The sequence below is a fragment of the Sphingobium sp. TKS genome (genome assembly GCF_001563265.1).
Taxonomy (GTDB): domain Bacteria; phylum Pseudomonadota; class Alphaproteobacteria; order Sphingomonadales; family Sphingomonadaceae; genus Sphingobium.
The window spans coordinates 689,187-708,316 of sequence record NZ_CP005084.1 but is presented as its reverse complement, the minus strand read 5'-3'; the positions used below and the strand labels follow the sequence as shown (position 1 = coordinate 708,316).

Here is a 19,130-nt window from a genome sequence, read left to right as displayed (position 1 = left end):
CCCCTTCTTCGTGCCCGGTCAGCCCTTCGCGGCGGCGGTATAGGCCTTGCCCCATTCGGCCAGCGCAACGAGGCGGGTCTTGCGATCGGCCTGGATCTGCGGGATTTTCCCCTCATCCGGACCATCGGGCACGATCACCAGCGGTTCCTTGCCGAGGCTGGCGAGGGCAAGAGCGCAGACCTCGGCGGGATCATAGGCAATGGAATAATCCATCCCCAGCCCCTCGGTGGCGCGGCGCAGGGTCGGCGTGTCCATGATCGGCGCGGCCATGCCGACGATGTCGACATTCTGCCCGTCCAGTTCCGCCCAGAGCGATTCGACGAAATTGAGTTCGAAAGCCTTGGTTGCGGAATACATGACAAGCCAGGGCTGCCCGCCAAGGCCCGCGCCGGATGACATGACGACGAGGCCGCCCTTGCCGCGCTTCAGGAAGCGATTGCCAAAACCATGGACCGCCTCCAGCACATTGGCGGCGTTCATCGTCAGCAGCCGCAACGAGCGATCGACCGGTGCGCCCAGGAAGCTGTTGCCCGCGCCGTCGGCGCCGGCATTGGAAATATAGAGGCCGATGTCGAGATCGGCGGTCGCCTCGACCAGTCGGCTGCCCATGCCCTGTTCGGTGAGGTCGGCGGTGATGGCCCGATATTCGATGCCATGTTCGGCCGCCAGCCGTTGGCCCAGCGCATCGAGCGCCTCCTGCCGGCGTGAGACGAGTACCAGATGGATGCCCATGGCGGCGAGCTGTTCCGCATAGCAGGCGCCGGTCCCTTCGGAAGCGCCGGCGATGACGGCCCAGGGACCGTATTTTTCGGCGAAAGCGGCGCGGTCGAAGGGCGGAAGGTCGATTTTACGCATCGCGTGCAAGTCCTCTCTTGGTGCCGGCCTTATCGGCGCTGTCGGCGATTGCGCGGACCCTAGAAGAGGAGCGCCCCGCGACAGCCTATCGGGAGGCAGGGCCGCATCAAATCGGAATGAAACGGCCCATGGGGAGGCACATGGCAAAAGAATGTCGGAGGGGTGCTTGTCGTATAATGACAAAAACGTCATTAAATGAAAATGCTAATGAGAGGAGGTGATTCGGATGCGATCTGAAGCAGTGGAAAAGCGCATGGCGGACAAGCGGCCTGTGGCCTTCGTCGCTGATCCCGTGGGCATCGCCGCATCGCTGCGGTCCTTGCTGGAGGACCATGCCGCCGCCTGCGAACGCGAGCGGCGGATCGTTCCGCCGGTGATGGCGGCGTTGCGCGCGTCCGGCCTGTTCCATATCACGGCGCCCCAGCGCGCGGGCGGCCCCGGACACAGGCTGACCACCCATATCGAGACCGTGGTCGAACTGGCCAAAGGCTGCGTCGGCACCGCCTGGGCCTATGGTCTTTTGTCGGGGATCACCGGGACCGCGCTCGCACTGCCGCCGACCATGACTGGGCGGCTGTTCCGAACCGGCGAGGAACTGTTTTGCAGCGCCTCCGCGCCTTCTGGCAAAGCGGTCGCGGTGCCGGGCGGCTATCGCGTTTCGGGGCGGTGGGGCTATGGATCGGGATGCCTGCATGCCGACTGGGCGCTGAACGGCGTCATGATCGATACGGATCGGGGCGCCGAACAGGCTCTGGCGTTTCTGGACCTGCGCGATGCGGCCTGTTCGATCGAGGACAACTGGCATGTCGCGGGCATGGCCGGCTCCGGCAGCAACATGATTGTCGCGCAGGATTTGTTCGTGCCGGAGGAACTGATCCTCTGGTCGTCGCGCAGGCCGCCCGCCGAGGCGATCCTGGCGATGGAGGGGCTGGAGCCGCGCGACCGCTGGCCAATGGAGCCGCTATTTCCCCTCGGCGTGCTCGCGCCGATGCTGGGCGCGGCGACGGCGCTGCTCGAAGGTGTGGTGCAGGCGATGCCCAAGCGGCAGGTGGTGGGCTGGACCTATGCCGGGCAGAGCGGTTCGGAGGCGTTGGTCGGCATGACCGGCCGCGCGGCGATGGAGATCGATTCGGCCTGGCTGCATGTGCGCCGGGCCGCCGGGATGCTGGACGAAACCGCGCAACGCCGCGTGCTCACGGGCTTTGACAAGGCGCAGCTCCAGGCCGATTGCGGCTATGCGATGGAATTGCTGCGCGCGGCGGGCAACCGGCTGATGGATGTCGCCGGGCCGGGCGCCTTCGCCCTTTCCAGCCCCTTGCAGCGGATGTGGCGCGACCTGAGCGTCGGCACCCGCCACAATGCACTGAACGGTCAGCTTTCGCTGGAGCTTTACGGCCGGGCGATCACGGGCCTTCCGTCCAATATCGCCCTGCTGCCCGACATCACGCCGGCCCCGGTCTGGGCGGAACCGAAATGACAGGAGGACATATCATGGCACAACCGACCGCGCAGGAGATGGCGACATTCCTGAAGACGCAGGCCGACCTGTTCAGCGAGGGCCGTATTGACGATTTCATTGCGGCGTTCCGCGCGATCGCGCCGGGCGGCTTCAAGGTGCAGGACCCGGCCACCGGCCCGGTGCAGGAAGGCTGGGACAAGCTGGAGGCGCTGTGCGGGCAATATGTCGGATGGAAGCTGATCGTCGAGGATGTGAAGGTGAGCGGCAACGAAGCGGTCATCTATGTCCGCAATGAAGGCGACTATAACGGGCATCCTGTCAGCGTGCACAGCATCGAACATTATATATTCGGCGAGGATGGCAGCCTGCTTGCGCGCTATTTCCACCCGATGCAATAGGGAGGCGATGACCAACGCCGTGCCTGCTTCCCCCACTGTCGATCCGCGCACGGCGGCGGCGGCAATCAGGCGTGCACGGATGCGTGAGCGGTTGCTGGACGCCGTGCTCGACCTGTATCAGCCGGGGCAGGGCAGCGGCAGTCTGGTGATCGACGACGTGATCCGCGCCGCGGACGTGTCGCGCGGCAGTTTCTACAAATATTTCGACTCCCTTGACGCTGCGGTGAATGAACTGGGCGAGCGGATGACGGCGGACCTGATCGCCGATTTCCGCAGGCTGTTCGACGATGTGACGGACCCGCTGGTCCGGGCGGTCGGCGGCGCGGCCATGGCGATGGCGCGGGGATGGCATGATCCGCGCTGGGGCGGTTTTACCTGCCGCGTCGACTATGTCGATTATTTCGCGCGGGCGAGCATGTTCGACCTGCTGGTGCGCGACGCGCTGGATGCCGCGCGGAATGGCGGGCAGATGACGTTCCGGTCGCTCGACGTGGCGGTGGATCTGATCGTCGGCATGACGATCGAGGCGCGGCGGCGCCTGATGCTCCGATCGGTCGAGCCACGCGCCTATATTGACGAGATGATTGAACGCACCTTCGCCGGGCTTCGGGCGGACCCTGCCGCCATCGAAGCGGCAAGCGTGCGGGCATGGGATGTGATGATACAGGCCGCGCCCGGCCTTGGCTGGTGGCGAAGTGGGGAGGGGCTGGGCTGACCGACGGACCCCGAATGCAATCGGAGAGGAATTGGCTCCAGGAGTGGCCGATGCCCTAGAGCCGGGTCCAGCAAGGCGTCCCGGCCTTGTCCAGCGGACCGCAACTGGCCACGCGCGTCGCGCCGTTGGAAGCGATCAGGATCAGCCAGTCGCCGCTATCCTCGCACCGCAGCGCCCAGGCGGCATTGGGACCGATATCGCCCCTGAACAGAGCCTTGGACGTGCGCGTGCATGTCTGTCCCGCATCATGCATGAGCTTGGCGAAGGCCGCGCTCCGGCCGGTCGCACTCTGGGTTTCGATGGCGTTGCTGTAGATGTTGCGGCTGCTGCCCTGCCGCGTCATTTCGGCATAGCCGATCCGGACGAGCAATATGACCGCGATCATTGCTGTGGGCAGCAGCGTCCACAGCATCGCGCGACGAATGTTACCGCCGGCATGGCCGCATGCGCGGCACCACCCTCCATAACCTTCCTGCGGCGTTTTGCATCTGGGACATTTCATCATGCCGCTCTACAGGCGCCCGGCCCAACGACACCCTATCCTTGGAGAGGAACGGACCGCTCTGCGCTGCTCCATTCTATAGAATATGGAATCGCAGGACATATATTCCGAACCCTATTGGGGTTTGACCCCGGATTGGCGCGATTCGGCCGAGCCGTTACAGTCCCCGGCGACGCGGCGTCAGGCCGTGGCGGCCGTGCTGCGGTCAAGGATCGTGTCCGGCGCCATTCCGCCCGGCGCTCTGCTGCGGGAAACGGCGCTGGCGCAGGATCTGAATGTGAGCGCGACACCCATTCGGGAGGCGCTGGGCACGCTGGCCTCGGAGGGGCTGGTCGAGGTCGAAACGCACCGGCTGAAGCGGGCGACACCGATCGACCCTGACGTGACCCGGGACCTGATCCGCGTGCAGGCCGAACTGTGGCGGCTGGGTTATGGCTGGGGCATGCCCCGTATCGGCGCGGCGGAGATCGTAGCACTGGAGCGGGCGATCGCGCGCTATCGGGCGGCAGTGGAGAGCGGCGAATATATGGCCGCGGTCATGGCCAGCCTCGATTTCCATACCATTTTCATCAAGGCCTCGGAGAGCCGCGAACTGTTGCGCTCGACGCTGGACCGGCGCGGGCTGATCGCCCGCTTCATTTTCCTGCACGGCATTGCAACTCTGAGCGAAAGCGGTCTGCGCCACCATGAGGCAATATTGCAGGCGTTCCTGGAGGGTGATCGGGACGGCGTGCTGGCCTGCCTCGACCGGATGGCGGCGCGTCTGATCGCCCTATGTGATAGCGAAGCCGTGCCGGGCGACGATCAAGATCAACACCAAAAGGACTGACAATGGATTTCGAACTGCCCGAAGAATATCGTTCCTTCCGCGACATGGTGCGCCGCTGGGTGGACAAGGAAGTGCCCAAGGACTGGGCGCGCGCACTGGAGAAGGACGAGCATCACTATCCCTTCGCCCTTTGGGACAAGTTCACCGAAGCGGGTTTCCACGGCGTCGGCATATCGGAAGACTATGGCGGGCAGGGCGGCGACGTCGTCATGCAGATGCTACTGGCGCGGGAACTGGCCCGGTCGCTGGGCGGGCTGGCGTGGATATGGGGCATCACCAGCTTCGCCGGGTCCAAATCCATCGGGCTTTATGGGTCGGCCGAACAGAAAGCGAAATATCTGCCACTGATCGCGACAGGCCAGTTGAAGGCCGCAATCGCCTTTACCGAGCCGGGCGGCGGCACGGACCTGCTGGGCGCGATGGCCACCACCGCGGATCGGGTCGATGGCGGGTGGAAGCTCAATGGCGAGAAGATCTGGTCTTCCTCCGCGCATGTCGCCGACTATCTGCTGGTGATTGCGCGCAGCGACAGGACCGTCGAGAAGAAGCATCAGGGCCTGACCCTCTTCTGGGTGCCGACAAATACGCAGGGCGTGAAGATCACGCCGCTGGCCAAGCTTGGCATGCGATCGATGGGCAGCTGCTCCGTTCATTTCGAGGATGCGTTCGTCGCGGACGAGCATGTTCTGGGTGAAGCGGACAAGGCCTGGTACATGCTGCTGCCCACGCTCAACAATGAGCGCATCATGGTAGGCGCCTTCTGCCTGGGCGTCATCGACGGCGTGCTGGAAGACGCGCTCGACTATATGAAGCAGCGCAAGGCCTTTGGCGGGATCATCGGCCGGTTCCAGAGCTTGCAACATTATATCGCCGACATCGCGACCATGCAGAAGACGACCGAACTGATGCTGCATTACTGCGCCGACAAGCAGAGCCGGGGCGAGAATGTCGGCGTCGAGGCCAATATGCTCAAGCTCATGGCGTCCGAAAACGCCAATGCCGCAGCCGATATGGGCATCCAGATATTGGGCGGCATGGGCTATTCGGCGGAAACCGACATGCAGCGCTACTGGCGCGACAGCCGCCTGTGGCGCATTGGCCCCATCACCAACGAAATGGTGCGCAATGGCATTGCGGAGAGCCTCGGCCTGCCGCGATCCTTCTGAAAGACAGGTGCCTGGCGGGTGGACGGTGTCCCAATGTCCACCCGAAATTCCCGGCAAAAAATATAAGGAGAGTAAGTGCGATGATGTTTCCGGAGCAGCCGATTCCCGATCATGTGCCGCCCGAGCTGGTGAGCAAGGATTTTCCCTTCATCTTCGGCATGACGACGGCAAAGGACCCGTTCGACGATCTGGCGATGCAGGTGCATGAGGGGCCTGACATCATCTATGCCGCCCACGCCTATCCCGGCGGAACCGGCGCCTGGGTGCCGCGGCGCATGGCGCATCTGCGCGAAATTTATCTCGACACCGATCATTTTTCCTCGACCGACTTTTCGCCTTTCTCCAAGCTGGTGGGGGGCAACTGGATCAATTCCCCAGCGGAGCTCGATCCGCCCGCCCATGGCCCCTTTCGCCAGATGGTCAATCCTGCCTTCACGCCCAAGGCGATGGCGGCGCTGGAAGACAAGATCCGGCACTATGCGGTGGAATATATCGACGCCTTCGCCCTACGCGGCCAGTGCGAATTCATGAGCGAATTCGCCTTTGAATTTCCGATCAAGGTGTTCATGGAACTGATGGGCCTGCCGCACGACCGGGTGAGCGAGTTCATGGAGTGGGAAATGAACCTGCTCCACAATCACGACCTGTCCAAGATTGCCGAGGCGACGCGCAGCGTGCTTGCCTATCTGGGTGGGGAGATAGAGGACAGGCGAGCCAACCCACGCAATGACCTCATCACCTTCGGTGTGCAGGGGCGGATCGATGGCCGGGCGCTGACCGACGATGAACTGCTGGGCTTCATGTTCAATCTGTTCATTGGCGGGCTGGATACGGTTTCGACCAATATGGGCCTGCAATTCCGGCATCTGGGCAGCCATGCGGAGGATCAGGCCTATCTGCGCTCCAATCCGTCGGAAATCCCGCACGCCATAGACGAGCTGATGCGGGCCTATGGTGCGGTCACCACCTTCAGAACATGCAAGAAGGAGACGGAAGTGGCGGGCATCCGCTTCATGCCCGGCGACAAGGTGGCGATGTCCACCACGCTCGCCGGCCGCGATCCGGCCGAGTTCGACGCGCCTGCCGAGGTCCGGCTCGACCGGCGGCCGCGTCATGTCGGTTTCGGTTTCGGCATCCATACCTGTGTGGGCATGCATCTGGCGCGGCGCGAGCTGCGGATCGCGATGGAGGAATTTCTCTCGCGCATTCCCGACTTCCGCATCGCACCCGGCCATCAGGTGGAATGCCATCTGGGGATGATCCAGCCGGTCGCACTGCCGCTGGTGTGGACGCCCGCAAGCTGAAAAATGGGAGGGCGTTCGCCTTGTGGCGGACGCCTCACCCCGCATCATAGGTCGAGGCAGGCCTCTTCGAAATCAAGCCGGGGGTTGCGGGAATAGAGTCCTGCCGGATCGCCATAGCCGATATTGCACAGGAAATTGCTTTTCCACCGGCCGTCCGGGAAAAATTCCGCGTCGGTGCCCGCCTGATCGAAGCCCGACATCGGGCCGCAATCGAGCCCGAGCGCCCGTGCCGCCATGATGAGATAAGCGCCCTGAAGCGTCGAGGAACGCGCCACCGTGTCCGCGATCAGCGCGTCCTTGCCCTCGAACGTGCTGCGCATGTCACGCGACGGGAAAAGCTTGCCGTAAAATTCGTAAAATCGGGTGTCGCCCGCGATAATCACGGTGCAGGGCGCCTGCATCACCTTGTCGACATTGCCCGCGCTCAGATGGGGTTTCAGGCGAGCCTTGGCGGCGGCGGAGCGCAGGAAGACGAAGCGGCCGGGGTTGCTGTTCGCGGTCGTCGGTCCCCATTTGGCAAGGTCGTAAAGGGTTCGGACAGTCTCAGCGGTGACGGGCCGGTCGCTCCATTGATTATGGGTGCGGGCGTCGCGGAACAGCAGGTCCAGCATGGCATCTTCGGTCAAGACGGGCGTGTCGGGCATGATCGCTCTCTTATTTTGCGTTGGATTGGGCGATGCCCCGGTCATTCCAGCCCGCAGCGTCCTGCGCAAGGATTGCGTCGGCCTCTTCACCCAGCTTCGCCATGTCGGCATTTTCCCAGATGCGATGGCCGCCTGTGGCATAGGCGCGCCCATTGTCCCGATAGAGCAGCGCGTCGACGATGTTCGCGCGCAGCTTGTCGATGCGGCGCACCACGCGGCCGGGCGTACCCATGACGAGCGAATGCGGCGGGATCACGCTGTCGGGCGGCAGGAAGCTGTGTCCGGCAATGATCGAGCCGCGCCCTATGACGCACCGTTCCATGATGGTCGCGCCTATGCCGATCAGGCAGGCGGGTTCGATGATGCAGCCATGGACCACTGCGCCATGACCGATAGTGCAATAGTCGCCGATGATCGTGGGATCATCCCATCCGATATGGACCATCGCATGGTCCTGCACGCTGGCGCAGCGCCCGATCGATACATGCGCTCGTTCGGAACGGACGACGGCATAGGGCCAGAGGCTGCAATCGTCGCCCAGCCGCACATCGCCGAAGATGCGGACGGTGGGGTCGATATAAGCGGGGCTTCCCATGCGATCAGCGGGTGATGACGATCTTGCCATGGGGACTGCCGGCCTGCGCCGCCCACGCGTCGGCCGCATCCGCAAAGGCATAGCGGCATGTGTCGACGGTCAGGCCCTGGGTCATTGCCATGTCGATCAGCCGGTCATAGGCGGCGCGGCGCTCGCTGGCCGGCCGTTGCCCGGTGCCGACGCCGATATGGCTGCGGAAGACGAGATCGCGCAGGGACAGCGTGACCGTTGGCCCGGCCTGCACGCCGATGCTCATCATGCGCGCGCCGGGCCGGGTGGCGCGCATCGCCGCTTCGGCGGGCGGACCGTAGATGATGTCGAGCACGACATCATAGCCGCCTTGCGAAACCGCCTTCAGCGCTGCGTCATCATCGCCTTCGCCCAATAGGGCGATCGCATCGGCATGACCGGCGGCCTGCATGGCCTCCAGCCGTTCGCGGCTGCGCGCCGCCGCCACGACGCGGCCCGCGCCCAGCAGCCGCGCGACCTGCGCGCCGATCTGCCCGACCGGGCCGGTCGCGCCGAGAATGAGGACGGACTCGCCTCTGGCTATCCGCGCCTCTTCCAGCGGGATCAGTGAGCCGGTGCCGGAGATGGCGAGGGCGATCAACTGGTCGTCCGAAAGGCCGTCGGGGGCAGGCCAGATTTCCTCTTCGGCCACGAGCGTGCGTTCCGCGATGGCACCGAAGGGCGCTCTGCTATGGCCGAAATAGACGCGCCTGCCGTCATCCAGGCGCCCGACACCCTCGCCGCCCGGCACATAGGGCGCGCTGACGGGGCCGAAAAAGCCCTTCGCGCGCATGAGGTCGGTGGGGCCGATTCCGGCCGCCGCAACCTCTATGACGCGACAGCCGGGCTGGGCGGCTGGCTCGGGATGATCGGCCAGCGCGAAGCCGCCATCGCTGTCGATCAGGGCGGTCCGCATGGCGTTCCCCTATGGTCGTGATGGATGCGGCCGGGCCGCGGAGGAAGGAGGGTTGCCCATTCTTTCGACCGGGCAACCCTCCTTTCGATGGCTTATCGACCTCAATAGGCGCCCGGCGGCGAGATCGGATCGGCGCCGGTCAGGTTGCGGCCATAGATTTCATAGCCGATGGTCGGGATATTCTGGATATGCCGCAGCGCCATCGAAATGTCGCGCCAGTAGCGGTTGATCGGCTTGTCCAGCGCAAAGCCAGAGGACCCGGCCTGGAACATCAGCGATTCGCTGGCGCCATGAACCAGTTCGATCATCTGCGCGCCGCCTGCACGCTGCCTCGCCTTCTCCGCAAGGGTGAATTCCTCGCCCAGACCGACGCGGTCCAGCTTGGCGGTCAGGTCGAACAGGATCAGCTTGGCGGTATCGATCATCGCTGCCGCTTCGCCCAGATCGCGCATATAGGCGCCCGAACTGGTGCGCGGGCCGATGATGGTCGTCAGCACCGGCTTCTTGGGGGCCTCGGCGGTGACGATTTCCAGCATGGCCTCAACCGCGCCGATCAGCTGGGCGATGCCGGTGGTGCGGACGACGGGCACGGCGGGCAGCAGATCGGAGGGGGCGCCGAAATGGCGCTTCGTCCGGTCGATCTGTCCGGCGCGCTCATCCATGAGCACCATCTGGGCGTCGGGAATGAAAACATCCTTGGCGACCGCCGTGTCGGACCCGGTGCCCTGCATGCCGGAAACGAACCATGTGTCTTCGATGGTCATGCTGTCCATCGGCAGATAGCACATGCTGATGCCGGGAACGACGGGACCGTCATATCCTTCCAGCACCACGCCCTGCTGCGCCCAGTTCGACTGCCGCGAACCGGACATATAGGGCCATTTGCCGTTGATGATCCAGCCGCCGTCGACCTTGCGCGCCTTGCCGGGAGGGTTGTAGGCGCCGCAGACCGACTGCGGACTGCCGCCGAACACCGCGTCCTGCACGCCATCGGGCGCGAGGCTGGTGATCCAGCTCGTTCCGTTGACGATCTGGATCACCCAGCTGATAGCGGGATCGCCCTTGGCGATTTCCATCTGCACCCGGCAGAAATCCGTGGGGGAGAGGCCCATGCCGCCCAGCCGCTGCGGCAGGAGCATACGCAGGAATCCTTCTTCCTTCAGCATCTTGTCCACGGCGGGGGTAGGATTGCGCCGCTTCTCGCCCTCGGGCGCCTCGCTTTGCAGGAAGGCGCGAAAGCCGCGCGCTTTTTCCACCATCGCGTCAGCGACAGCCTTTTCGGCAAAGCCGCACTGGATTTCATTATCCACCTTGGGGGCAGTAGCCATCAGTTCATCCTTTCTTATGTTCGCTATGGTGCCCGGCGATCTGCAATGCCCATTCGCACAACCGATCGGGCGCGCTGTTCCAGATCGCCAGCCACTCCGGAGTGGCGGGAATGATGAGAGTGCTCAGTTGCAGGCGGACCATCGTGTCGCAGAACGCGTCCCGGTTGATCCGGCTGTCGATGAGCATGTCGAAATAGTCGAGTACCGGATCCAGCGCACGCTGGACCGCGGCCTTATGGCGACCGAAATGGCTGCGCAGGAAATTGAGATGGAAGGCCGGTTCGACCTCGAAAATGCCTTCGGGCGAGCGTTCGATCGTGAAGCGGCCGTAAAAACGCATCACCGCGCGGAAGCGCTCGATCGGCTCAACAATGCTTTCGCCCGATTCCACAATGCCCTTTTCGAAGCTGCTGCAGATATATTCGCTGAAGGCCGCCAGCACTTCCTCCTTGGAGGCGAAATAGCGGTAGAGCGTGCCGCGCGAGACGCCGCTGCTCTCGCTGATGTCGCTCATCGACAGGCGGCGCGCGCCAATAGAGTTGATCGCGCGCAACGTGCCGTCCATGATCTTCTGGACGCTGCCCGATTGATCGGTGGCGACGATTTCGTTCCAGTCGGCGTGCGGCATCAGTTTCATGTCTGGGCTTCCATCTCTGCCAGATTGTGCGGAACGCTCACATAGCCCGGCAGATGCTGACCGCCATCCACATTGATCAACTCGCCATTCACAAAGCGCGACATTTCCGACGCGAGGAACAGGACGACCGGGCCGATATCCTTTTCCGGGTCGCCCGCGCGCTTGAGCGGGTTGCTGGCGGTCGCCATCTCAAGAAAGCCGGGGACGTTTTCGGCTAGGTCCGCAAACACCTGCCCCATGCCGGTCGGCGCGATGGCGTTGGTGCGGATGTTGAACCGGCCCCATTCGACCGCCGCGGTCCGGGTAAGCCCCAGAATCGCGCCCTTGTTCATATTATAGTCGGCGTGAAGCCATGCGCCGGTCTGGGCGTCGATCGAATAGAAATTGATGATCGAGCCGCCGCCGCGCGCCTTCATATGCGGGAAGGCGGCGCGCATGGCCCACCAGCTCCCCCAGGTGCCGATCTCCAGTGTCCGCTGAAGCATCTCGTCCGTTTTCTGCTCCAGCAGCACATTGGGCGAAAGCTGCGACGCATTGTTGACCAATATGTCCAGCCCGCCAAATTCGCTGACGGCGCGATCGATCATCGCCTCCACTTCGGTCTTGACGCCCATGTCGGCCGACATGCCGACGGCGCGGACGCCGAAGCTTTGCGTGATTTCCGCCGCGACGGTTTCAGCGGCGGCCCCGTCCCGGCCGGTGATCAGCAGATGCGCGCCTGCCTCTGCAAGGCAGCGGGAAATGCCGTAGCCCAGCCCCTTGGCGCCGCCGGTGACGATTGCGACCTTGTCCTTCACCAATCCCGTCACGCTACCGCTCCTGTCATCTGCTCGCTCAGGGCACGGTCCATGTCCATGCGTTCCTGGCAATAGTCTTTTGTGAAAACATAGCCGCGGATCGCCCCGTCCGCGTCGTGATAATGATATTTGATGCCGCGCTCGTCATTGGCGATTTCCTGCCACTGTCCTTCCACGCCCATGGGCGCGGGCAGCAGGACGACGGGATAGGCGGTGGTCTTGACCTGTACGGACAGCGGCGGGAAGCGGATATCCGTCGGCGTGCCGAGCGCGCTGGGCGCGATGGCGCGGGCGGCGGCCATGATCGGGGTCACATAGGCCGCCAGTCCCTGCGGATATTCGGCGCAATCGCCGATCGCATAGATGGCGGGATCGCTGGTGCAGCCCGTCTGATCGACCTTGATGCCGCGCGCGACCTCCAGCCCCGCCTCCTGTGCGAGCTGGATATGCGGACGCAGCCCGACGGCGGAAAGAACCGCCGCCGCCTCGATCACCAAGCCGTCGTCCAGTTCGGCCCTGATTCCGCTTTCGCCCTTATGGATGGCCAGAACCTTGCGGCCTAGATGCCATTCCACGCCCTTTTCGGACAGCGCGTCGCGGATCATCTGACCGACGCCCGGCGGCACGAGCTGGGCCAGGGGATGGCCGAGCATGTCGACGACCACCGGCTGATAGCCGCTTGCGGAAAGGTCGTTGGCAAATTCGGTGCCGACAAGGCCCCCGCCCATGACGAGCACGCGGGCGCCATCTGGCAAGGCCTCCCGAAAGTCGCGATAATTGTCGAGATTGTTGACCGCGAGCGCGCGGTGCGCGGCGTCCCCGTCGATCGGCGGCCGGACCGGATCGGCGCCCATCGCCAGCACCAGCCGGTCGTAGAAGATCGGCCCGCCGGTGGTCAGAACGGCCTTGTCCTGCCGGTCGATCGCTTCGACGATACGGCCGGCCCGCAGATCGAGCTTCAGCTGCGCGACCATCTTTTCCGCCGGCGTGGTGATCAGCGTATCGGCAACCTTGCCCTTGGCGAGCGCGGTCGACAAAGCGGGCTTGGAATAGAAATGCCCGTCATCCTGCGTGACCAGCGTCAGCCGGGCGTCCGGCGCAAGCTTGCGAAGCTCACGCAGGACGCCATAGCCGGCAAGGCCGCTGCCGACGACCACGATATGCGGGGTTTCCGTCACCGAAGCCGCTCCGGTCAGAGGAAGATGGCGAAGTTGGACATGCCGAGCGTCGACTGGTCGACGATGATTTCCCGGCTCGCCAGCTTGTACGCGCCGTCGACCAGCCGCCAGATGTCGCGGCGTTCGGCGCTGATCGTCTCATTCTCCGGATTGTCCATGCGGCTGCGCTCGACATAGAGGTAGCTCACAACCTCATATTCGCCGGCCGTTTCGCTTTCGGCGATGCGGACATTGGTGACGAAGCGGCGCGTGCGCGACGGCGGATCTTCGGCCCAGGCGCTCTTCGCCAGACGGCCGGTCCGCATCAGGATCGAGCCGTAATTCTCGTCGAAATGCTTCATCGTGCGCACCACGTCCCGGTCCTTGTTCGGACCGTTGCGGGTGAGGCGGAGGGGAGCGGTGTAGCTCAAATCCTGTTCCAGATAAGCCACCCAGTCGTCGAACCGGCGTTCGTCGAGCGCGGCGGCTTCGTCATAGAGGGTTTCGAGCAGGCGGTTATAGACTTCCGACCCGAGCGGCACTCGCTTGGTGGAGACAAGACCGCGCAGGACGCTGGTCTTGTCGATGGCGGCGGTCGCGTAGTTCACCATGATATCTGTCCTCTCTCGTCGCCGCGGCTCAGGCTTCGGCCATCAGATTATAATAGGCCATCCACCAGGCCCATTGCGTGTCGTCCTTGGTGAAGCCGGGATAGAGATCGCCGCCGCCGACCCAGCCTTCGGGACGCTCATGGCCGTGCAGCGCCTGATATTTGAGCGTGATGGTCTTGCTCATATGGCCACGCGAATTGCGCATGATCTGCGGCCAGGTGTCGGCGTCGTCCTGCTCGATCGTACCCGACGTGCCGGTCGACCAGATGGCGTTCTGGAGCATGTCGCGCTTCACATCTTCCGGCGCGTCCTTTTCCGCGAAGATGAAGTTCACGAACTCCACCTTGTCCGGCCCCTTGGGGACATAGGTGTGCAGCGACAGGGCGCCCGAAGCGCCGCCATCCGTGCGGGGCGCGAAGATGAAGGCGATCAGTATGTTGGGGAACATGCCGCCGACCTGGGGCGGGATGTTCGCCAGCTGCTTGACCTGATCTTCCGACAGATTCTCGAACAGCTGAGGGATCAATTCCTTGGTGATGCCGGGCGGCGGCAGCAGATGCAGCCGTTCTTCCGTGGTTTTTCCCTCGAAGCTGACGTCTGCGAACATCTTGAAGGTCTGCGCCGCTTCCAGGCAACGCAGCGTGTGGCCCTGCGGCACAGAAAGGTCGACGCCATACATGCCCGGCGCGGTGTCGTAGATCGACTCCGCGGTGCCGCCCATGATCCCGCCTTCCATCAGCGAACGGTGCAGCGTCAGGGTGTGGAAGCCGTCCGAGCCGGATTGTTCGCCGGGGATCTTCCAGTTGCACGGCAGCACGAAGCGCTGGGGGGGGCCAAGCATCTCAAGGCCATTGTCGGTGCGGCAGAAAAGCTGATCGAGGTAGAATTTGGCGTCGCCCAGATAATCCTCGAACGACAGATCTTTGTTCCAGGTGGCGAAGATCAGGCCGCCATAGAGATGGACGCGGGCCTTTTTGAGGCCCAGCTCGTCCTTCGAACGCTTGTTGCCGTGCATCTGCTCCTTTTCGATCGGCGCGCCGATGAAGCTGCCGTCCGCGCGGAAGGCCCAGCCATGATAGATGCAGCGATGGGCGTGGGCATTACCCGCTTCCGCCGTGCAGACCTTCATGCCGCGATGGGGGCAGACGTTCAGCATGACGTGGATTTCGCCGCTGCGGTCGCGCGAGACGATCACATTATCTTCCGCCATGTCGCGCATGACATAGTCGCCCGCCTTGGGAATTTCCGACTCATGGCCAAGGAGCAGCCAGGTGCGCGCGAAGATGCGCTCCATCTCCAGCTCATAGAGTTCCTTGTCGTTCATCACCCGCAACGACACTTCGTTCATGTCGCGGTCGATGAGGTCGTCAAGCGTCGTTCCGTCGCTCAGCGTCAGCCCGGCATTGTGCAGCATCTTGCTCTCCTGGAGGATTTCCTTGATTGAGTCGTGTTATACATATTGAACTAAATCTGTTCAAGGTGTAATGTCGCTTAAAGAGGAAGGAGAGGCTGGATGAGCCAGAAACTGAAAGTTGTGATCGATAAGGCGGCCTGTTGTGGCTATGGCGTTTGCGCCGAGATATGCCCCCAAATTTACAAGCTCGATGCCAATGGTATCGTGTATGTGGACGACGAGATCGTCCCCGAAGGACTGGAGGAACTGGCCCGGGAAGGGGCCGAAGCCTGTCCGCAGTCCGCCCTTGCCATCGAAGAAGTCTGAAGTCGGCGTGACCATGCGCGGGTCCGGGGGGGCGGATATCCTGTCGCTCGATAGGTTTTTGGCGCTCGTTCCCTGCGGCACGGTCGTTTGACAGGCAGATGAGAGGATCGCGTTGATGGGGCAGGCCGAGATTTTATATACACCGTTCACGATCGGCTCGCTCCACCTGCGCAATCGGTTCGTGATGGCGCCGATGACGCGGAATTTCTCGCCGGGCGGCATCCCCTCGGAAGGGGTGGCCGGCTATTATCGGCGGCGGGCCGAAGCCGATGTGGGGCTGATCATCACCGAAGGGGTGGGGGTCGACCATCCCGCCGCAGTGGGACGCGAAACCATGGGCGGCGGCGCTTCGCCCGTCCTGCATGGCGAGGAAGCGCTGGCGCGCTGGCGCGACATCGTGGCCGGCGTGCATGACGCTGGCGGCCTCATCATCCCCCAGCTATGGCATCAGGGCGTCATTCGCGTGCCGGGCACGGGCTATCATCCCGATGCGCCATCAGCCCGTCCGTCCGGCATCTGGGGCCCGACCGACAAAGCGATCGTGCCGCCCGATTATCTGGAACAGGTGCGGGCACCCACCGCGCCGCTGACCGACAGCGAAATCGGCGACCTGATCGCCGCCTTCGCCCGCAGCGCGGCCAATGCGAAGGCGGTGGGTTTCGACGGCGTGGCCCTGCATGGGGCGCATGGCTATCTGATCGACAGTTTCCTGTGGCGTCATACCAATATGCGGGAAGATCGCTGGGGCGGCGGGATTGCCGAGCGCGCGCGCTTCGCGGTCGAGCTGGTGCGGGCGATCCGGGCCGCGACCGCGCCCGATTTTCCGGTCATTTTCCGCTTCTCCCAGTGGAAGCTTCAGGATTATGAGGCACGCAATGCAGAAACGCCCGGCGAGCTGGAAGCGATGCTGGCTCCCCTGGTCGAGGCGGGGGTCGACATATTCGACGCGAGCACGCGCATCTTCACGGCACCGGCCTTCGAAGGCTCCGACATGGGGCTGGCGGGTTGGGTCAGGAAACTGACCGGTAAACCGACCATCGCGGTCGGCGGGGTGGGCCTTAGCAAGGATTTGCAATCCTCCTTCGCGCAGCCGACCGTCATGACCGACAATCTGGCGCTGGTGGCCGACAGGATGGTGCGCGGCGAATTCGACCTGATCGCGGTCGGCCGCGCGCTGCTGATGGATGCCCAATGGGTGGCCAAGATGCGCAATGGCGGCGACGTCAATCCGTTCCGGCTGGACGCCTACGCCACGCTGGACTGATCGCCGGACACTCCGGCTCCGGCCGGGGCGTCAATGGCTGTCCGCTGCGGCATAGACCTGGATGCGGGCGATGTTGGTGCGTTCGGACTGCTGCGCGATGACCGCGACGGCGTCGGCGATGTCGCTGGGCAGCATCGGCGGGATGAAGCTGTCCCAGGACGGTTGCCCCCTGGCCTTCATATCCTCGAAAATCTCGGTGCTGGTCGTGCCGGGCGCGACAATGCCGACCTTGACGCCCGACCCGGCGAGTTCGACCCGCAGGCAGTCGGTAAACGCCTCCAGCGCGCGCTTGAGGCCGCCATAGACACCCACACCGGGGGCGGTGATGTTCGCGCCGATGCTGGATATGTTGATGATCTGGCCCCTGCCGGCCGCCTTCATCGTCCGCGCGAAAAGGGTGCTGGCGCGCACCACCGCTTCATAGTTGATCGCGATCATCGGGCGCAACTGATCGAGGTCGAACGCGTCGATCGGCGCGGCGTGCAACATGGCGGCATTGTTGACCAATATGTCGGCCCGATCGAAGCGGTCGAGGACGAAATCGTGCAGCCTTTGCGGCGCGTCCGGGTCCGCCATGTCGGCGGCAAAGGCCGTGCTGCCGCGGCCCAGTTCCTCTGCCAGTTCGGTGAGGCGGTCGGCGCGGCGGGCGACCAGCACCAGGGTCGCGCCCGCTGCCGCAAGCGTGCGGGCGCTGGCCGCGCCGATGCCCGACGATGCGCCGGTGACGATGGCAATCTGCCCTTCCAGATGATCCATGACGTGACTTCCTCTTTTCAGATCAGATAAGACGGATCAGCCTCTTGCCGTCATTTTCGCCGCGATAGAGACCAGCGAGCGCGTCGGGGCAGGATTCTATGCCGTCCAATATATCCTCGCGCCATGTGAGCCGGCCCTGCGCGATCCATGTCCGCAATTGCGCTGTCGCTTCGGCATAGCGATCGGCATGGTCGAAGATGACGAAGCCTTCCATACGGGCGCGTTTGACCAGAAGATGGCGTTCGACGCGCGGCCCGGTGGGCCATGGCTCCCAGCGGTCGATCGATGCCGTTCCGCACACAATGACGCGCCCGCGCTGTGCCAGATGCGGCAGAACCGAGTCGCTGATCGCCCCGGCGACATTGTCGAAATAAATGTCGATACCCTTGGGCGCATGCTCGGCGATCGCCGCGCTTATGTTCCCGGCGCGATAATCGATGGCGCAGTCATAGCCATACTCATCCACGCAGCGTCGCGCCTTGACCGGCCCGCCCGCGATGCCGATCGTGCGGCAGCCAAGGATGCGGGCGATCTGGCCGACGGCCGAACCGACCGCGCCGGCCGCCGTGGATACCGCGATGGTCTCACCCGCGCGCGGCTGGCCGATCAGGGTAAGGGCCAGATAGGCCGTCATGCCGTTGATGCCCAGAATGCCGAGCGATGCCCGCATCTCCGGCGCGGTGGTGCGCTGGACGACCTGATCGGCTGCGAGGCAGGCATAGTCCTGCCAGCCGAACCAGCCGGACACATGCTCTCCCACCGCATAGTCGGGATGCGCGGAGGCCACGACCTCGCCCACGGCAAGGCTGCGCATGACCGAACCGATGGCGACGGGCGCGGCATAGTTGCCCGCATCGGCGATCCAGCCGCGCATCGCCGGTTCGATCGAAAGATAGTGATTGCGCACCAGAATCTGACCCGGCGCAGGCGGTTCGACCGGCGCCTGCCGGATCGCGAAATTTTCCGCCTGCGCGATTCCCGACGGGCGGGAGGTCAACAGGACCTGGCGGTTGAGATCAGCCATCCAGCCCCGCTTTGACCATGGTGAATTTCCGGCGGGAAATCTTCCATCCGTCCGAGGTGCGGACCAGGCAATCCTCATAATAGCCCGCCGCGCGATGGGTCACGCCGCCTTGGGTCGCCTCCGGCAGGAGCGCATCGACATAGCTGCGCGCGTGCACCTCATCGTTGCGCTTCTCTATCACGATATTGGTGATCCGGTGCAGCGTCGGCCCCATATGGCGGTGGGCGTCGGCCATATATTCGGCGATTTCGCGCGGGCCGCGCCAATGCCCGAAACTGCCGTAATCGGCCTCGCAATCCTGCGCGAAGCAGGTCCGGAACAGCGGCCAGTCACGCGTGTCGATGCCGGTGGCGTAGCGCAGCAACACATGTTCGATCGCACGTTCATCATCGGCGCCGACGGGCAAGCGTCTCACCAGACTGCCATGTGCGGGCATGTTCATCC

At 64.0% G+C, this 19,130-nt stretch carries 22 protein-coding genes; 8 read left to right on the top strand and 14 right to left on the bottom strand.

Going from position 1 to position 19,130, the window contains the following annotated elements; all coding sequences use genetic code 11:
* Positions 1–18: 18 nt before the first annotated feature.
* Complete coding sequence (locus K426_RS24015; RefSeq protein ID WP_066563066.1) at positions 19–855, bottom strand: SDR family NAD(P)-dependent oxidoreductase; 837 nt, start codon at positions 853–855, stop codon at positions 19–21.
* A gap of 226 nt (positions 856–1,081) precedes the next feature.
* Here K426_RS24015 and K426_RS24010 point away from each other — a divergent pair, with 226 nt between their 5' ends.
* Genes K426_RS24010 through K426_RS24000 form a run of 3 tightly spaced genes read left to right on the top strand, consistent with a single transcriptional unit; the run spans position 1,082 to position 3,427 of the window.
* Positions 1,082–2,332 (top strand): acyl-CoA dehydrogenase family protein, encoded by a 1,251-nt coding sequence (locus K426_RS24010; protein ID WP_206377302.1) that lies wholly within the window; start codon positions 1,082–1,084, stop codon positions 2,330–2,332.
* A 14-nt stretch (positions 2,333–2,346) separates the two neighbouring features.
* The gene (locus K426_RS24005; protein ID WP_066563922.1) at positions 2,347–2,712 is read left to right on the top strand and encodes a hypothetical protein; all 366 of its coding nucleotides are present in this window, start codon (positions 2,347–2,349) and stop codon (positions 2,710–2,712) included.
* Between the two features lie 7 nt (positions 2,713–2,719).
* Entirely contained in the window at positions 2,720–3,427 is a 708-nt protein-coding gene (locus tag K426_RS24000; protein WP_066563063.1) for a TetR/AcrR family transcriptional regulator, read from the top strand.
* A gap of 55 nt (positions 3,428–3,482) precedes the next feature.
* Here K426_RS24000 and K426_RS23995 read toward each other — a convergent pair whose 3' ends face one another.
* Positions 3,483–3,839 carry a hypothetical protein gene (locus K426_RS23995; protein WP_066563057.1) on the bottom strand — a complete coding sequence of 119 codons (357 nt, stop codon included), beginning with the start codon at positions 3,837–3,839 and terminating at the stop codon, positions 3,483–3,485.
* 175 nt (positions 3,840–4,014) lie between these two features.
* On the opposite strand from K426_RS23995, the gene K426_RS23990 reads away from it, so the two are divergent.
* From K426_RS23990 to K426_RS23980, 3 genes are all read left to right on the top strand, one after another.
* Positions 4,015–4,758 (top strand): GntR family transcriptional regulator, encoded by a 744-nt coding sequence (locus K426_RS23990; RefSeq protein WP_066563056.1) that lies wholly within the window; start codon positions 4,015–4,017, stop codon positions 4,756–4,758.
* A gap of 2 nt (positions 4,759–4,760) precedes the next feature.
* Positions 4,761–5,924 carry an acyl-CoA dehydrogenase family protein gene (locus K426_RS23985; RefSeq protein WP_066563055.1) on the top strand — a complete coding sequence of 388 codons (1,164 nt, stop codon included), beginning with the start codon at positions 4,761–4,763 and terminating at the stop codon, positions 5,922–5,924.
* A gap of 80 nt (positions 5,925–6,004) precedes the next feature.
* Positions 6,005–7,228, top strand: a complete 1,224-nt coding sequence (locus K426_RS23980; protein WP_066563051.1) for a cytochrome P450 — start codon at positions 6,005–6,007, stop codon at positions 7,226–7,228.
* Positions 7,229–7,272: 44 nt separating this feature from the next.
* On the opposite strand, the gene K426_RS23975 is transcribed toward K426_RS23980, so the two are convergent.
* From K426_RS23975 to K426_RS23935, 9 genes are all read right to left on the bottom strand, one after another.
* Positions 7,273–7,872, bottom strand: coding sequence for a malonic semialdehyde reductase (locus K426_RS23975; RefSeq protein ID WP_066563049.1), 600 nt, complete (start codon positions 7,870–7,872; stop codon positions 7,273–7,275).
* A gap of 10 nt (positions 7,873–7,882) precedes the next feature.
* Positions 7,883–8,497, bottom strand: a complete 615-nt coding sequence (locus K426_RS23970; protein ID WP_237230095.1) for a gamma carbonic anhydrase family protein — start codon at positions 8,495–8,497, stop codon at positions 7,883–7,885.
* Positions 8,472–9,392 (bottom strand): quinone oxidoreductase family protein, encoded by a 921-nt coding sequence (locus K426_RS23965; RefSeq protein ID WP_066563045.1) that lies wholly within the window; start codon positions 9,390–9,392, stop codon positions 8,472–8,474. Before K426_RS23965 ends, K426_RS23970 begins: the two co-directional genes overlap by 26 nt.
* Positions 9,393–9,493: 101 nt before the next feature.
* On the bottom strand, positions 9,494–10,720 hold the full coding sequence (locus tag K426_RS23960) for an acyl-CoA dehydrogenase family protein (protein WP_206377303.1): 1,227 nt from the start codon (positions 10,718–10,720) through the stop codon (positions 9,494–9,496).
* Positions 10,721–10,724: 4 nt separating this feature from the next.
* On the bottom strand, positions 10,725–11,357 hold the full coding sequence (locus tag K426_RS23955; protein WP_066563041.1) for a TetR/AcrR family transcriptional regulator: 633 nt from the start codon (positions 11,355–11,357) through the stop codon (positions 10,725–10,727).
* A complete protein-coding gene (locus tag K426_RS23950; RefSeq protein WP_066563040.1) occupies positions 11,354–12,166 on the bottom strand; it encodes an SDR family NAD(P)-dependent oxidoreductase in 813 nt (270 codons plus the stop codon). Before K426_RS23950 ends, K426_RS23955 begins: the two co-directional genes overlap by 4 nt.
* The gene (locus tag K426_RS23945) at positions 12,163–13,332 is read right to left on the bottom strand and encodes an NAD(P)/FAD-dependent oxidoreductase (protein ID WP_066563038.1); all 1,170 of its coding nucleotides are present in this window, start codon (positions 13,330–13,332) and stop codon (positions 12,163–12,165) included. The genes K426_RS23950 and K426_RS23945 overlap by 4 nt, the downstream gene beginning before the upstream one ends.
* A 14-nt stretch (positions 13,333–13,346) precedes the next feature.
* The gene (locus tag K426_RS23940; protein ID WP_066563033.1) at positions 13,347–13,922 is read right to left on the bottom strand and encodes an aromatic-ring-hydroxylating dioxygenase subunit beta; all 576 of its coding nucleotides are present in this window, start codon (positions 13,920–13,922) and stop codon (positions 13,347–13,349) included.
* A gap of 28 nt (positions 13,923–13,950) precedes the next feature.
* A complete protein-coding gene (locus tag K426_RS23935; RefSeq protein ID WP_066563031.1) occupies positions 13,951–15,336 on the bottom strand; it encodes an aromatic ring-hydroxylating dioxygenase subunit alpha in 1,386 nt (461 codons plus the stop codon).
* Between the two features lie 99 nt (positions 15,337–15,435).
* Here K426_RS23935 and K426_RS23930 point away from each other — a divergent pair, with 99 nt between their 5' ends.
* Positions 15,436–15,642 carry a ferredoxin gene (locus tag K426_RS23930; RefSeq protein WP_066563029.1) on the top strand — a complete coding sequence of 69 codons (207 nt, stop codon included), beginning with the start codon at positions 15,436–15,438 and terminating at the stop codon, positions 15,640–15,642.
* A gap of 151 nt (positions 15,643–15,793) precedes the next feature.
* A complete protein-coding gene (locus K426_RS23925; RefSeq protein WP_066563918.1) occupies positions 15,794–16,906 on the top strand; it encodes an oxidoreductase in 1,113 nt (370 codons plus the stop codon).
* 30 nt (positions 16,907–16,936) lie between these two features.
* Here K426_RS23925 and K426_RS23920 read toward each other — a convergent pair whose 3' ends face one another.
* From K426_RS23920 to K426_RS23910, 3 genes are read right to left on the bottom strand one after another with little or no spacing between them, the layout of a single operon-like run.
* Positions 16,937–17,662 carry an SDR family oxidoreductase gene (locus K426_RS23920; protein ID WP_066563026.1) on the bottom strand — a complete coding sequence of 242 codons (726 nt, stop codon included), beginning with the start codon at positions 17,660–17,662 and terminating at the stop codon, positions 16,937–16,939.
* 22 nt (positions 17,663–17,684) lie between these two features.
* Entirely contained in the window at positions 17,685–18,686 is a 1,002-nt protein-coding gene (locus K426_RS23915; protein ID WP_066563024.1) for an NADP-dependent oxidoreductase, read from the bottom strand.
* Positions 18,679–19,122 carry a nuclear transport factor 2 family protein gene (locus K426_RS23910; RefSeq protein WP_172451733.1) on the bottom strand — a complete coding sequence of 148 codons (444 nt, stop codon included), beginning with the start codon at positions 19,120–19,122 and terminating at the stop codon, positions 18,679–18,681. The genes K426_RS23915 and K426_RS23910 overlap by 8 nt, the downstream gene beginning before the upstream one ends.
* Positions 19,123–19,130 lie beyond the last annotated feature (8 nt).